Source organism: Actinotalea lenta, from assembly GCF_030586465.1.
GTDB classification, from domain to species: Bacteria; Actinomycetota; Actinomycetes; order Actinomycetales; family Cellulomonadaceae; genus Actinotalea; species Actinotalea lenta.
In genome coordinates this window covers 672,357-687,864 of sequence record NZ_JAUQYP010000001.1, presented here as the reverse complement: position 1 = coordinate 687,864, position 15,508 = coordinate 672,357, and the positions used below count along the sequence as shown (strand labels likewise).

Annotated in this window: 8 protein-coding genes; 5 read left to right on the top strand and 3 right to left on the bottom strand. The window is 74.3% G+C overall.

Going from position 1 to position 15,508, the window contains the following annotated elements; all coding sequences use genetic code 11:
* Window positions 1-244 precede the first annotated feature (244 nt).
* Window positions 245-1,195 (bottom strand): type IV toxin-antitoxin system AbiEi family antitoxin domain-containing protein, encoded by a 951-nt coding sequence (locus Q6348_RS03185; RefSeq protein WP_304599883.1) that lies wholly within the window; start codon window positions 1,193-1,195, stop codon window positions 245-247.
* A gap of 215 nt (window positions 1,196-1,410) precedes the next feature.
* Window positions 1,411-4,233 carry a cation-translocating P-type ATPase gene (locus Q6348_RS03180; RefSeq protein WP_304599882.1) on the bottom strand — a complete coding sequence of 941 codons (2,823 nt, stop codon included), beginning with the start codon at window positions 4,231-4,233 and terminating at the stop codon, window positions 1,411-1,413.
* 74 nt (window positions 4,234-4,307) lie between these two features.
* Here Q6348_RS03180 and Q6348_RS03175 point away from each other — a divergent pair, with 74 nt between their 5' ends.
* Entirely contained in the window at window positions 4,308-5,600 is a 1,293-nt protein-coding gene (locus Q6348_RS03175; RefSeq protein WP_304599881.1) for an MFS transporter, read from the top strand.
* A gap of 50 nt (window positions 5,601-5,650) precedes the next feature.
* Complete coding sequence (locus Q6348_RS03170) at window positions 5,651-7,360, top strand: SpoIIE family protein phosphatase (protein WP_304599880.1); 1,710 nt, start codon at window positions 5,651-5,653, stop codon at window positions 7,358-7,360.
* A 12-nt stretch (window positions 7,361-7,372) separates the two neighbouring features.
* Here the strand turns inward: Q6348_RS03170 and Q6348_RS03165 are convergent, their stop codons facing one another.
* Window positions 7,373-8,887, bottom strand: a complete 1,515-nt coding sequence (locus Q6348_RS03165; RefSeq protein WP_304599879.1) for a CCA tRNA nucleotidyltransferase — start codon at window positions 8,885-8,887, stop codon at window positions 7,373-7,375.
* 69 nt (window positions 8,888-8,956) lie between these two features.
* On the opposite strand from Q6348_RS03165, the gene Q6348_RS03160 reads away from it, so the two are divergent.
* The 3 genes from Q6348_RS03160 to Q6348_RS03150 are packed head-to-tail and all read left to right on the top strand — an operon-like array spanning window position 8,957 to window position 15,374.
* Complete coding sequence (locus Q6348_RS03160; RefSeq protein WP_304599878.1) at window positions 8,957-9,487, top strand: NUDIX hydrolase; 531 nt, start codon at window positions 8,957-8,959, stop codon at window positions 9,485-9,487.
* Window positions 9,484-11,724 (top strand): DUF6049 family protein, encoded by a 2,241-nt coding sequence (locus Q6348_RS03155; protein ID WP_304599877.1) that lies wholly within the window; start codon window positions 9,484-9,486, stop codon window positions 11,722-11,724. The genes Q6348_RS03160 and Q6348_RS03155 overlap by 4 nt, the downstream gene beginning before the upstream one ends.
* The gene (locus Q6348_RS03150) at window positions 11,721-15,374 is read left to right on the top strand and encodes a murein biosynthesis integral membrane protein MurJ (RefSeq protein ID WP_304599876.1); all 3,654 of its coding nucleotides are present in this window, start codon (window positions 11,721-11,723) and stop codon (window positions 15,372-15,374) included. The genes Q6348_RS03155 and Q6348_RS03150 overlap by 4 nt, the downstream gene beginning before the upstream one ends.
* Window positions 15,375-15,508 lie beyond the last annotated feature (134 nt).

Genomic DNA, 15,508 nt, shown 5'->3' with positions numbered 1-15,508 from the left:
CTGCGACGAGCGCCTCGCCCGCCGGCGCCGGTGTCGCACCACGCACCACGCACCACGCACCACGCACCACGCACCACGCACCACGCACCACGCACCACGACGTGATCGTGGAGCTTCCTGCCCGCAATCTGCGTCGGATGTTCCACGATCTGCCGCGCATCGGGGGCAGGGGCGGCAGGCCCGGCGGTCGGGGGTGGGCGGCAGGCTGGGCGGCGGGGGGACGGACGGTCGGCGGCGGGGTGGGTCAGGCTTTGCGGCCGGCGGAGCAGCGGGGGCTACAGGGGTGGGCGCGGCCCTGCCAACCCCGCGAGCGCAGCGCCGCCTCGACCTGCGCGGCGGTCGCACACGCACCCCCCACGACGTGAGACCAGCGGTAGCGCAGCGTGAGCTCGAGGCGCTCGACCGCCACGGCGTTGTCGCGCCAGGTGTCGGCATCGGTGCGACCGCCGGGATGGCCGAGCGAACCGTCGAGCTCGACCCGCACCCCCATGCCGACGTACAGCGCGTCGGCGCGGATCCATCGGCCGCCGACGCGCTCGCGGACCTGGAGCGTCGCCCGCGGCAGCCCGTGGCGCCGCTCGACGTCGCGGCGGAAGCGCAGCTCGAGCGCGGACTCGACGCCCTCGCCGACGTCAGTCAGGAGCTCGACGAGGAGCCCGCGGGTACGCAGGCGCGGCCGCCGCGCGATCTCGGAGGCGACCGAGGCGACGGGCACCCGGGCCCGCACGGCCGCCGCGACGAGCGAGACGACGTCGTCCTCGGTGGACGCGAGCTCGACGAGGTCCAGCACGGTCGCCGCTGCCGTCACCAGGGGTGGCGACCACGGCAGCACCGGAACCGACCGTCTCCGGTGCACGCGCAGACCCGGCTGGTTCCGCACGCGCCGGGCCGCCGGGACGCTGACGTCGACCGTGCGGGGTGCCTTCCTCACGAAGCCGAGCAGGTAGCCCGCCGCCGCATGGCTGAGGGCCGCGCCTCGTCCGGCGTACAGCGCCGCCGCCTGCGCCCTGGCGATCCACGGCACCGGACCCGAGTGCGTCACCACCACGCCGGGCAGGAGCCGGCGCCACCGCCCGGAGTCGACCGCTCGCGTGAGCAGCCCGTGCGAGCCGCCGAGCGCCAGCACCTGAGCCCGGCTCACCACCCCGTCCTGCTGCGCCGCCAGCCTCTCGAGCTGATCAACGTCCAGGGGCACCCCGACATCGTCAGCGATCCCCGACCGACCGCGCGCCCACCCGTCCCACCTGTGGACAACCGCCGGCGACCGGGTCGCGCGATCGTGGAACATCGTGCGCACCATGCGCGCAGGATGTTCCACGATCCGTCCCGGAGCCGGCCCGGTCGCCGAGCACCACGGGGTGCGTCCGGCGGGAGCGCGCCGAGAGACCGCTCCTCACCCGGCTCCGGTGATCAGCGCGTCCACACCCTCGCCAACGCCTTGCGCACCTCGGTGGCGATCAGCACGGCCGCCGCGAGCCCCACGCACAGCGCCCACTGCTGCGCGTCGAGCGGCGCCGTGGAGAAGGCCCGCTGGAGCACCGGCACGTGCACGACGGCGACCTGGAGCGCAGCGGACAGCGCCACGGCGCCCCACAGCCATGCGTTGCGGGTCAGCCCGCGGAACGCGGTGACGGACTCCGACCGGGCGGCGAACGCGTTGAACAGCTGCGCGAGCACGAGGACGGTGAACGCGGCCGTGCGGGCCGTGGTCAGGTCGCCAGCACCGCCATCCAGCAGGCCCCCGGGCAGGTACAGGTCCAGCGCGACGAGCGAGGCTCCGGCCGTCACGACGCCGACCAGCAGCACCCCGCGCCACATCGCCGCGTCGATCACCCGCTGGTCCGGCCGTCGGGGCGGCCGGTCCATGAGGTCCTCGACCGGCGTGTCGACGCCCAGCGCCAGGGCTGGCGCGGAGTCCGTGAGCAGGTTGACCCACAGGATCTGGGTAGCCAGCAGGGGAGCGACCACGTGCTCGCCGTGCCCCGCCAACCCGAGCGCGCCGGCCCCCACCACCCCGAGCAGGACGGTGAGGACCTCGCCCATGTTGGAGGACAGCAGGTAGCGCAGGAACGCCCGGATGTTGGCGACGATCACGCGGCCCTCGCGCACGGCGGCGACGATCGTCGCGACGTCGTCGTCGGCGAGCACCATGTCCGCGGCCCGGCGGGAGACCTCGGTGCCGGCGACGCCCATCGCCACGCCGATGTCGGCCGCCCGCAGCGCCGGAGCGTCGTTCACGCCGTCGCCGGTCATCGCGACCACCTCGCCGCGGGCCTGCAGCGCGTCCACGATGCGCAGCTTGTGCGCCGGGCTCACCCGGGCGACCACGTGCGTGCGGTCCAGCGCGTCCCGCAGCGCGTCGTCGTCCAGCCCGTCGAGCTCCGCGCCCGGGAGCACTCCCGCGCCGCCGATGCCGACGTCGTCGGCGACCCGCCGCGCGGTGGCCGGGTGATCGCCGGTGATCATCACGACGCCGACCCCCGCACGGTGCGCCTGCGCGATCGCCGGCGCCGCCTGCGGTCGCGGCGGGTCCATCATGCCGACCACACCCAGCAGCACCAGGTCATGCTCGAGGGCCTCCACCACGTGCGGCTCCGCACCGACGGTCGGGTGCTCCCCGACGGGCTCGACCTGGCGCGCGGCGACAGCCAGGGTGCGCAACGCGGCCGTCGTCATGTCGTCCACCGCAGCCCGCACCTGCGCCGCCCGCTCCGGGTCCAGCGCAGCGGTGCGGTCACCCACGGCGACCCGGGTGCAGAGCCCGAGCACCACGTCCGGTGCACCCTTGACCAGCAGCACCGTGCCCCCGGCGCCATCCGACCCAGGCAGGCCCGGCCCGCGAACCAGGACGCTCATCCGCTTGCGCTCCGAGGTGAACGGCGCCGCACCCACCCGCACGACGTCGGATGGGCGCGCGTCGGAGTCTGCGAGCTTGCCGGTCGCCACCACGAGCGCCGCCTCGGTCGGATCCCCGACCGCCACCCACCGCGCGCCCTCCTCGCGCACCGTGGCGTCGCTGGCCCACGCACCGCACCGCAGCGTCGCCGCGACCTCGAGCCCGAGCGGCGAGCGCACGTCCATCGACTCCTCGTCGACGGTGATCTCCCCGTCGGGCTCGAACCCGGTGCCGGACACCTCCGCCGCCCCGGACGCGGTCACGACGTGGCGCACGGCCATCGCCGCCGACGTCAGGGTGCCGGTCTTGTCCGTGCAGATCACCGACGCCGACCCGAGGGTCTCCACCGAGGAAAGCCGCGTCACCACGGCGTTGCGACGCGCCATCCGCTGCACGCCGAGCGCGAGCACCACCGACAGCACGGCGGGCAGGCCCTCCGGCACCGCCGCGACGGCGAGCGACACACCCAGCAGCAGCACCGCGACCGCGTCGGACGGGGTGCGCAGCGGCGAGGTCAGGACCACGGTCGCCACCACGACCAGGGCGATCACCGCGACGGCCCAGCCGAGGCTGCGTCCCACCCTGGCCATCTCACGCTGCAACGGCGTCGGCTCGGTAGGGGTCCGCTCGAGCAGCTCAGCGATCCGGCCCGTCTCGGTGTCCGTCCCGGTGGCCACCACCACGGCGCGGCCGGTGCCCCGCACCACCTCGGTGCCGGCCAGCACCATGCCGGTGCGGTCCGCGAGCGCGGTCTCGGGACGCGCCTCAGCCGGGTCCTTGTCGACCGGGACGGACTCGCCGGTCAACGACGCCTCCCCCACCGCGAGCGCCGCGCACGCCGCCAGCCGCGCGTCCGCAGCCACCGTGTCACCCTCCGCGAGCAGGAGGACGTCACCCAGCACGACATCACGGGCGGGCACCCGCCGGGGATCCGCCCCGCGCAGCACGGTGGCGGACGCGGCGCTGAGCTGAGCCAGGGCCGCCACGGCGCCCTCCGCCCTGCGCTCCTGCACCAACCCCAGCACCGCGTTGGCGACCACGATCCCGGCGATCACCGCCGCGTCCACCGGCACGCCCGACGCGCCCTCGGCGACCCACACCACCAGGGACACCGCCACTGCGACCAGGAGCAGGATCACCAGCGGATCGGCCAACGCGGCCAGGAACCGGCGCCACACCGGGACCGGCGCCCGGGGACGCAGCTCGTTCGGTCCGTCGCGAGCGAGGCGGGAGGCGGCTTCTTCCTCGGACAACCCTTCGAGCGTGCTCCCGCACAGCCTGGCCACCGCATCGGCGGAGAGGGCCCAGGGCTCCACCGTCCCGGTCAGGACGGCCATGGCTCCATCGTGGCCCGCGGGGCGGCAGCGCGGGGGCGGTTCAGGCTCGGATAGCCTGCGCGGGTGAGGCCGTCGTGAGTGTGCTGTCCGACCTTCGGGTCGTCGCGGTGCACCGCGGATTCCGCCGGCTGCTGACGGTGCGACTGGTCTCCCAGACCGGCGACGGCGCGTTCCAGGCAGGCCTGGCCACGTTGTTCTTCTTCGCCCCGGAACGGATGGCCACGGCCGCCGACGTCGCCGCGGCGTTCGCGGTGCTGCTGGTCCCGTTCACGGTGGTCGGCCCGTGGGCCGGCGTGCTGCTGGACCGGTGGCGCAGGCGCCAGGTCCTCCTGGTGGGCAACGCGCTGCGGGTCGTGCTCACGGGGGTGCTCGCGGTGCTCATGGTCTCCGTCGGCGTCGGTCCGCTCGTGTACGTGCTCAGCCTGGTCACCCTCGGGATCAACCGGTTCCTCCTGTCCGCACTGTCCGCCGGCCTGCCTCGCGTGGTCCCGCGCGAACAGCTGCTGATCGCGAACACGATCAGCCCGACCCTGGGCGCGGCGGCGGCTGGCGTGGGCGCGGGGGCGGGTTTCGTCGCCGGACTGATCGCCTCGCACGGCCCGACCCACGACGCGATCGCCCTGGTGGGCGCGGCACTGCTGTTCGGCGCGGCGTCCGCCCTCGCGCTGCGGTTGGGTCCGGACGACCTCGGGCCGACCCACCGGGCGGCCGCCTCGGAGCTCTGGCACGAGGTGCAGCACATCGCCCGCGGCCTGGTCGACGGTGCGCGGCACCTGGTCGAGCGGCGGACGCCCGCGTACGCGCTGGGGGTCATGGCGGTGCACCGGTTCATCTACGGCGCGATGCTGATCGCCAGCATCCTGCTCTCCCGCAACGTGCTGTCCGACCCGACGGACGCCGCCGCGGGCCTCGCGACGTTCGGCAGCGTGCTCGCGGTGTCCGGTGTCGGGTTCGCCGTGGCCGTGGTGCTCACGCCGCTCGCGACCCAGCGGATGTCGCTGCAGACGTGGATCGTGGTGTGCCTGGTCGCGGGGGCGGCGGGGCAGTCACTGCTGCTGGTCGACGTCTCCCGCCTGACGGTGCTGGCGAGCGCCGGGCTGCTCGGCCTGACCGCCGAGGGGGCGAAGATCGCCGTGGACACGATCGTCCAGCGGGACACCGACGACGACTTCCGGGGTCGCGCGTTCGCGACGTACGACATGCTCTACAACGCGGCGTTCGTGGGAGCCGCTGCGCTGGGCGCCGTGGTGCTGCCGAACACGGGGGAGGCTCCCGCGGTGTTCGCCGGCCTCGCGCTGCTCTACCTGGCGACGGCGGCGGCGTTCCGGCTTGCGTTCGCGCGCACGGCAGCCACCGAGGCCGCGTGACACGTCCGCGGTGCTGACGGCGCCCGGTGAGGGAGCCTAGAGTGCCGATCATGGCTCCCTCCGACGGCGTGGACGCACCGCAGGTGAGCCCTGCGCCCACCGAGCTCGGGGAGGCGGACCTGCTGCGTCGCGCGGCGGCCGCCAGCGACCTGTCGTTCACCATCTCCGACCCGCGCCAGCCGGACAACCCGCTGGTCTGGGTCAACCCGGCCTTCGAGCAGGTGACCGGGTACCGGGCCGAGGACGTCCTTGGCAGCAACTGCCGGTTCCTGCAGGGCCCCGACACCGACCCCGCGGCGATCGCCCGGATGCGCGAGGCGGTCCGCACCGGACGCACGGTGGCCGAGACGGTGCTCAACCACCGCAAGGACGGCACCGCGTTCTGGAACCAGGTGGTGATCAGCCCCATCACGGACGCCGCGGGCGAGGTGACCCACTTCGTGGGCATCCAGGCCGACGTCACCGCCCGAGTGACTGCCGAGCTCGCCCGGGAGGCGGCCATGGACGCCGTGCAGGCGGACCGGGCGCGCCTGCTGCTGCTGGCGCGCGTCTCCGACGGTCTCGCCCGGAGCCTGGACTACGCAGCCGCGGTGTCGCGCCTCGCGGAGACCCTGGTCTCGGAGATGGCGGACTGGGGCCTGGTCGCCGCCTTCGACGAGCGGGGCCGCGTCGAGCGCCTGCACGTCGCGACCAGTGACCCGGCGACGATCGAGATCGCCCGGCGGCTCGAGGAGCTCGCCCCGACCTGGGTGACGCACGCACCTGCCGTGCAGGCGGCGCGCCGCGCGGACGCCGATCCGGTGCCGACCCCGTACCGGGTGGACGTCGCCTCGTTGCCGCAGCGCACCACGCCCGAGCAGCTCGAGCTGCTCGACCGGCTGGGTGTGGGGACCGCCCTGGTCATCCCGCTCCTCGCCCGCGGGCGGTCGCTCGGCGTGGCCGCCCTGGTGCGCCGCCCGGGTGAGGAGTTCGACCCGGAGCACGTGGTCACCGCGGGCCACCTCGCGCACCGTGCCGGCCTGGGGCTGGACAACGCGCGGCTCTACGAGCGGGAGCGCACCAGCGCCCTCGCGCTGCAGCAGGGCCTGCTCTCCCAGGTGCCGGAGATCGAAGGTCTGGACATCGCCGCGACGTACCTACCTGCGCTGCACCCCGCGGAGGTCGGCGGGGACTGGTTCGACGTGCTGCCGTTGCGCGACGGCAGCACCGGGCTGGCGGTCGGCGACGTCGTGGGGCACGACATGCGCGCCGCGGCGTCGATGGGTCAGCTGCGCTCGGTCCTGCGGTCCTACGCGTGGGACGGGGCGCCCACCGGAACGGTGATCGAGCGCCTCGACGACCTCGTCCGCGGACTCGGGATGGCGGACGTCGCGACGTGCGTGTACCTGCGCCTGCTCGACGGCGAGGTCGAGTACACCCGCGCTGGCCATCCGGCGCCCATGCTCGTGCTTCCCGACGGCGAGGTGCGGGAGCTGGACGGCGGCCTGCGCACGCCCGTGGGCCTGGCCCGGTTGACCGACGAGACCGCCGGCGCGCGAGCGACCATGCCGGTGGGCAGCACCTTGGTCGCGTACTCCGACGGCCTGGTGGAGTCCCGCGATCGACCGCTGCGGGACGGGATCGAGGCGCTGCGCGCGGCGCTCACCCAGCTCCCCCCCGGCGCCGACGCCCAGAAGGTGCGGGACCACCTGGTGGCTGCCCTGCTCGGACCCCAGCAGGACGACGACGTCTGCCTGCTGGTGGTCCGGCGACCCGGGTGACGCCGGGGACCGTCAGGACCCGCCGCTGCCGTGCCGGGACCACCACTCCCGCAGGGCCCGCTCGGCTTCCTCGGGGTCCTGCGGTCCGCGCTCCATCCGCAGGTCGAGCAGGAAGCGGTACGCCTCGCCGACCACGGGACCCGGTGGGATGCCCAGGATCGCCATGATCTGCTGCCCGTCCAGGTCCGGCCGGATGGCGGCGAGCTCCTCCTGCTCGCGCAGCTCGGCGATCCGGGCCTCGAGGTCGTCGTACGCGAAGGACAACCGCTCCGCCTTGCGGCGGTTGCGCGTGGTGCAGTCGGACCGGGTCAGCCGGTGCAGACGCTCGAGCAACGGCCCCGCGTCCGTGACGTAGCGCCGCACCGCTGAGTCCGTCCACGCCTGCTCGCCGTAGCCGTGGAACCGCAGATGCAGCTCGGTGAGACGGGCCACCGCCTGCACGGTCTCCTTGTCGAAGCGCAGCGCCCGCAGGCGCTTGGCCACCAGCTTGGCGCCCGCCATCTCGTGGTGGTGGAAGCTGACCCCGCCGCCGGGCTCGAAGCGCCGCGTCGCGGGCTTGCCGATGTCGTGCAGGAGCGCCGCGAGGCGCAGCACCAGGTCCGGCCCGGGAACAGGACCGTCCGGGCCGGTCTCCATCGCGATCGCCTGCGTGAGCACGGTCAGGGAGTGCTGGTAGACGTCCTTGTGGCGGTGGTGCTCGTCGATCTCCAGGCGCAGTGCCGGCAGCTCGGGAAGGACCCGGTCCGCCAGGCCGGTGTCCACCAGGACCTCCAGGCCCGGCCGGGGATCCGGCGTGAGCATCAGCTTGACCAGCTCGTCGCGCACCCGCTCCGCCGACACGATCGAGATGCGGTCGACCATCGCGACCATCGCCTCGCCGACGTCGGGGTGCAGCCGCATGCCGAGCTGTGCGGTGAACCGGGCGGCACGCATCATCCGCAACGGGTCGTCGTCGAAGGACTGCTGCGCGCCCACCGGCGTGCGCAGCAGCCCGGCGGCGAGGTCGGCCAGCCCGCCGAACGGATCCACGAAGACCAGCGACGGCACGCGCACCGCGAGAGCGTTGACGGTGAAGTCGCGGCGGGACAGGTCACCTTCGAGCGTGTGGCCGAACGCCACGACGGGCTTGCGCGAAGCAGGGTCGTACTCGTCGCTGCGGTACGTCGTGACCTCGACGACGACGTCACTGCGTGCCGGACGGCCCTGCGCACCCGGCCGCGCGAACCGCCGCGCGCCGATGGTCCCGAACTCCTTGCCGATGTCCCAGTGCGCGTCACCCCAGGCGGCGAGCAGCCGCTCGGTCTCCTGCGGAGGGGCGGAGGTGGCGAAGTCCAGGTCGGTGGACGCGCGACCCAGGAAGGCGTCCCGGACCGGTCCGCCGACCAGCGCGAGCTCGTGGCCCGCCGCCTCGAAGGCGGCGCCGAGCTCGAGCGCCTCGGGGGCCAGCGAGGTGAGCACGTCGGCCGCGCGGCGCTGCAGCGCGAGCAGCTCGGGCGACGGGACTGGTGTGGGACGGTGGTCAGGCACGGCACACCAGCGTGCCAGACCCGCGGGCCCCGGGCCGACCTGCGGGGCATCGCTCGTTACAGTGTCGACATGTCCAGCGCAGCCCACTCCGGCGACCGGGTCCCCCCGCCGCCCGGGGGGCATCGGCTGCACATCGAGCGGCGGACCACGGTACGCGTGTCGCGGCTCCCCGTCGTGGAGGAGACGTCCGCGGGCGGCCTGGTCGTGGACGACGGGCGTCGGGCCGCGGTGATCGCGCGGCGCAACCGTGCCGGCCGCCTCGAGTGGTGCCTGCCCAAGGGACACCTGGAGGGCTCCGAGACCCCTGAGGAGGCCGCGGTCCGGGAGATCGCCGAGGAGACCGGCATCACCGGCGTCGTCATCCAGCGGCTGGGGAGCATCGACTACTGGTTCACCGGCGACGACCGCCGCGTGCACAAGGTCGTCCACCACTTCCTGCTCGAGGCCGTGGGAGGTCGGCTGACGGTCGCGGGCGACCCGGACGGTGAGGCCGAGGACGTGGCCTGGGTTCCCCTGGCCGAGCTGCGGAGCAGACTCTCCTACCCCAACGAGAGGCGGCTGGCGGAGGCCGCACGCGCCGCGCTCGCCGGCCCGACGTGACCACTCCGCGTCGACGCGCAGGGGGGGCGGCGGCAGCCCTGGCCACCGCCCTGCTCGCTCTGGCCACGCTGCTCGCGCCTCCCGCCGCACTCCCCGCACGGGCGACAGTCCCGAGCGGGACGGACGCGCCGTCGGAGGTCGCGGTGGCGGTGACGTCGATCGACCCGACGGTGCTGCGCCCGGGGGACGACCTGACGCTCGGGGTGCAGGTCACCAACGAGGGCGGCACGGTGGTCCAGCAGCCGCGGGTGCTGGTGCACCTGCGATCGCGCGGCTTCATCAGCCGCAGCTCGCTCGACCTGTGGCGCCAGGACGGGTTCTACGGCGACCTGGGCTCCACGGTCCTCATCCAGGACCTCGACCAACCTCTGGCCCCCGGGCAGTCGGCGAGCGCGACGCTCACGGTGCCCGCCGCGAGCGTGACCCTGCCGCACCGGGCTTTCGACTGGGGTGCCCGGGGCGTGGGGGTCGAGGTCGTCGACGCCGCGGACCCGACGCGGATCCGCCTGGGCGTCGCGCGGACCTTCACGGTGTGGTTCCCGCGGGACCAGGTCGGCCCGACGGTGGTGAGCGTCCTCGTGCCGATCACCGGGCCCGCGCCCGGACCTCAGGCCGACGCCCGGGTGGCCGATCTCACCGCCCCCGGGGGGCGACTGAGCGACGTGCTCGCGGCCACGGCCGACCAGCCCGACGTGTCCTGGGCCCTGGATCCGTGGCTGCTCCAGGTCGCGGCACGAGGATCGCCTGCACCCAGCGAGATCGAGGTGACACCGGGCCCGTCGGCGAGCCCGAGCGGCGCCGCCTCGGCCACCCCGTCCGCCGGGAGCTCGGTAGGACCCGCTCCACCGGCAGCGCAGGGTGCAGCCCCGGCATGGGGACAGGACGTCCTGAGCGACGCGACCGGACGGGAGGTGGCGCTGCTGCCGTGGGCCGACGCCGACGTCGCCGCGCTGGTTCACGACGGCGCGACGACGCTGCTCGATGCGGCGGAGCGACGCTCGCGCAGCACCGCTGCGGACCTCGGCCTGCCCGGTGGCACCGACCTCCTGCTCCCCGGGGACGCACTGCCGGACCTCGCGACCGCCGGCTGGGCGGCCGCTCACGACCAGTCGCTGGTCGTCGGCCCCGGCCAGATGCCCTACCCGCCGTTCCTCACCTACACACCTTCCGGACGCGCGGACGTCGCGACCGCGCGCGGCGACGCCCACGTCCTGATCCCCGATGCCCGCCTGTCCAGAGCCCTGACGACAGGCCTCGTGCTCGGATCCGACACCCACGTGACGGCCGCCACGGCCGTGGCCGACATGCTGGCGGAGCTCGCGGTGATCACCCGGGAGCGCCCAGCGGACAGCCGGACCATGCTCGTGGTGACGCCGCGCGACTGGGACCCTGAGGTCGATGTCGCTCGCGCACAGCTCGCCGCGCTCGCCGACACGCCATGGGTGCAGCTCGCGCCGCTGTCCGCGCTCGCCGACGTCCAGCCGAGCGCCGACCGCGGCACGCTCCCGGACCGGTCGACCGCCACCGGGGAGGTCCCGGGCACCCTGCTGTCCCGGATGAGCAGCACCCTGGACCGCCGTCAGGCGCTCGCCGCGATCGTCCCCGACCCGAGCCGGCTCCTGGGTGACGTGGAGGCAGAGCGTCTCGCCCCCACATCGCTGGCCTGGCGGTCCGACCCGGCCGGCCGGGAGGCCCTGGTGGCCGCCGCCGAGGCGCGCACGGCGACCCTCGCCGGTGCGGTGACCGTGCCGAAGAGCGACGCCGTGAACCTGCTCGCGAGCTCCGGCGAGGTGCCCCTGCGGGTGGCCAACGCCTTGGCCCAGCCGGTCACGGTGGACGTGCGCCTCCGACCGTCCGACGCGCGCCTCGTGGCGCGCCAGGCGGTCCGCGTCGAGGTCCCCGCGAACGGGGAGGCCACGGTGCAGATCCCCGTGCACGGAGTGCAGACCGCCGACGTCAGGGCCGCGGTGGAGCTGCGTACCCCCGACGGCGTCCTGCTGGACGACTCGACCGTGGTGACCGTCCGGGTGCGGGCCGAGTGGGAGACCATCGGGACCGCAGTCGTCGGCGTGCTGCTCGCGATCGGACTGGTCCTCGGCCTGGTGCGGACCATTCGGCGCGGCCGCGGCAGGCGTCGCGCGGCCGGCCTCACCCCCGACGGGAGTCCCTCGGACGCGGACGCCGTCCCCGAACCCGACCCGGCGGCAGCACCTCCGGCGCCGGAGGACGCCCGGTGAGGGCAGGCCTCGGCCGATCCACCACCGTGATGGTCACCGGGACGGCGGTGTCCCGCGTCCTGGGATTCCTGCGGGCCTCGCTGCTGGTCACCGCGATCGGCCAGAACAGTCTGATCGGCAACCAGTTCCAGTTCGCGAACGTGCTCCCGAACATCCTGTACATGCTGGTCGCGGGCGGGGTGGTCAACGCCATCCTGGTGCCGCAGATCGTTCGTGCCTACCACGCGGGCCGGGGGCAGGAGTACGCCGACCGGCTGCTGACCGTGGCACTCGGGCTGCTGGCAGCGATCACGGTGCTGATGACCCTGGCGGCGCCTGCAGTCATCCGACTCTTCGGCGGGGTCGAGGAGCCGACAGCGCTGCACCTGACCGAGGTGTTCGCCTGGTGGTGCATCCCGCAGATGTTCTTCTACGGGCTGTACACGCTGCTGGGACAGCTGCTCAACGCGCGCGGAAGCTTCGGCCCGTACATGTGGGCCCCGGTGGCGAACAACGTGGTGTCGATCGCGGGCTTCGCCACGTTCATCGCTGTCTTCGGCCGCTACCGCGCGGACGGCACGCTCGCCGACCCGACCTCCTGGACGGCCGGGCCGGTCCTCCTGGTGGCCGGGTCCGCGACGCTCGGGATCGTGGTGCAGGCGCTGGTCCTGATCCGACCGCTGCGCCGGATCGGGATCACCTTCCGTCCCCGCCGGGACTGGCGGGGAGCTGGGCTGGGGACCGCCGCGCGCGTCGCAGCCTGGACGTTCGCGGCTCTGGCGGCCGGGCAGGTCGGCGTCCTCGTGGTCACCAAGGTGGCGAACACGGCAGGTGCGCTGCAGCTGCCTCAGGTCGCGGGGAACAACGCCTACACCCTGGCCGCCCTGGTCGTCATGCTGCCGCACTCGTTGATCACCGTCTCGCTCCTCACGGCCTTGTTCACCCGGATGTCCGGACACGCCGCCATGGGTGACAGCGCGCACGTGCGCGCGGACGTGGACACCGGGATCCGGCTCATCACGGTGTTGACGGTGCTCGCCGCAGCCGTGGTGTCCGTGCTCGCCCTGCCGGCGACGCGCGTGATGTTCTGGGCGAACACGCCGACGGTCGCTGCGACGCTCCCTCCGATCGTCGTGGCCCTGAGCGTGGGGCTCCCGGCGCTGGGGCTGTGGTCGTTGGCGCAACGCGTGCACTACGCGTACGAGGACGCCCGCGGCCTCTTCTGGATCCAGGTGGCGATGGCGGGCGTGGTCGCCGCCGGGACGATCCTGGGCCGGCAGCTGCTGCCGCCCACCGGGTGGGTGGCCGCGGCGAGTGCGTCGATCGCCGTGTCGTACGTGCTGGGAGCCGTGTGGGGTGGCGTGACGGTCGCCCGACGGATCGGCTCGGTGGGGTCGCGGGACACGGTCGTCGTCGCAACGAAGGCCCTGGCCGCCATGGGCACATCGGTGGTCGTGGGATGGCCGCTCAGCCTGCGGTTCGGGAACCTGGCGGAGTCGGGGGCCGGTCCGGCGTTCGGCGTGTGCCTCCTGGTCGGTGTCGTGATGCTCGCCGTGTACGCCGGGACGCTGCACGTCCTGGGCGTGGGCGAGCTCGTCGCGGTCTACCGACCGGCGCTCGCCCTGCTGCGCCGTAGCATGGGGGCGGTTCAGGCGCGCGCGGCGCGGCAGCACACGGGAGGGGGCGGGGTGGAGGTCGAGATCGGTCAGGGCACGGTCCTGGCGGGCCGGTACCGGCTCGACCATCCTGCGCCGTGCGACCTACCCGGTGCGGAGTGCTGGACGGCGCACGACCAGATCCTGGACCGCACGGTGCGCGCGCTGCTCCTGCGCTCGGGCCGTGTCCACGAGGCCCAGGACGCGGCGCGGCGCGCGGCGCTGGTCACCGACCCGCGACTGCTACGGGTGCTCGATGTGGGCGATCACGACGGCATGGCCTATGTCGTCACCGCGAAGATCCCCGGTCGCGACCTCCGCCAGCTCACGGCACACGGTCCGCTCCAGGCCGACCAGGCCCGCGCGATCATCGGGGAGGCCGCGGTCGCGCTCGAGGTGGCGCGGCGGCGCGGCGTGCACCACCTCGCACTGCGCCCTTCGGCGATCCACGTGACGTCCTCGGGCGGTGTGGTGGTGTCCGGCCTCGCGGTCGACGGTGAGCTGGGTGAGCACGGCTTGGGCGACGCGCGCTCGACCACCCGGGCCGACACGGTCGGGCTGGTGTCGCTGCTCTACCTTGCGCTGACGGGTCGCTGGCCGTCCACGGACGGGGCCGCGAGGCATGGGGTCCCAGCGGCACCCCTGCTGTCCGGACGTCCCATCGCGCCGGCCGAGATCGCCCCGGGCGTACCGAACGACCTGGACACCTTGTGCACCGTGACGTTGGGGCCGCACGAGGACGGCCCGCACAGCCCCGCGGAGCTCGTGCGGGAGCTCGAACCGTGGGGGGCCGTGACGCCCGGTCCCGCGCATCCGCCACGTGCAGGCGGCGAGCAGGACACCGCGGTCGAAGGCCTTGCACCCGAGACCGTCGCGGCGGTCGCGGCCGCCGTGCAGACCACGCGCACCGTGGCCCGCCAGTCCGTCTGGGACGTGCCAGCGACAGCCCCGTCCCCGCCCGGCACACCGCCACCCGCCATCCCCCCGGCGATCAGGCGCCCGGACCCTCGGATCTCCACGGCCGCAGCGAGCGCGGCCGCCACGTCGACTCCGGCCGACCCCGACGGGAGCGACATGGCCCCCCAGGAACCCAGCGACGAGTCCTCCGCGGCTCCTGCCGCGCAGGACACCGAGCCCGGCGAGCCCAGGCCCGAGAGGCTCCCGGAGCCCGGCGGTGAGCCGGGCGCCGGGGCGGCGGGTGGCGGTACCCGCACCACACCAGCGTGGTTCGCGGCAGCGGACGCACTCCCGGAGGCCGAGGAGCCGCCGTCCCCGGCACCGGGGGCACCCGAGGAGGAGCACCACGGCTTCGACGAGATCCTCGAGCACTCGGCGGACGTCCTGGTACGCAAGAAGTTCAACCCCACTCCGCTCGTGCTCCTCATGGTGGCCGTCGCCGTCGTCATGGGCGTGGTGCTCGCGTGGCAGTCACTGACCCGGCCGGCGCCCTCCCTGACCGGTTCCACCGACGGATTCGTGGACCTTTCGCAGACCCCCACGCAGACGTCAACGCCCACGCCGAGCACCTCCGAGACGAGCACCTCCGAGACGAGCAGCCCGTCGGCGTCCCCGACGCCGACACCGGTGGCGCCCGTGATCGCCTCGGCACAGCAGGTGGACCCGCCGCCGGACGGGAACAACAACGAGCACCCGGAGCTGGTGGACCGCGCCATCGACGGGGATCCGAGCACGATGTGGTACTCGCGTACCTACGTCTCGCCCACCTACGGGATGAAGAAGGGGATCGGCTTCGCGATCCAGCTGAAGGAGGAGGCGACGGTCTCCAAGGTGACGCTGATCATGTCGTCCACGGGTGGGAACGTCGAGGTCCGGGCGACCACGGCGGACAAGCCCACGGACGGCCCCGTGCTGGCGTCCGGTCCGATGTCCGCCACCACCGAGCTCACGTTCGACAAACCGGTGAAGACCTCGTCCCTGGTGCTCTGGTTCACCGCGCTGCCCCAGACGGCCGACGGGAAGAACCGCGTCGAGCTGCACGAGGTCCAGGTCCAGTAGCGCCGCGCCCTGGGCGGGACGGACCGTCCTATGCGCAGACCTCTTACCCCCGGGGGTATGCGGCGTCCGCCGCCCAGCCGGCCGACTCGTGGAACAGAACCGTCCTAGGATCGGTTGGGCCTGGCAGAACAGCC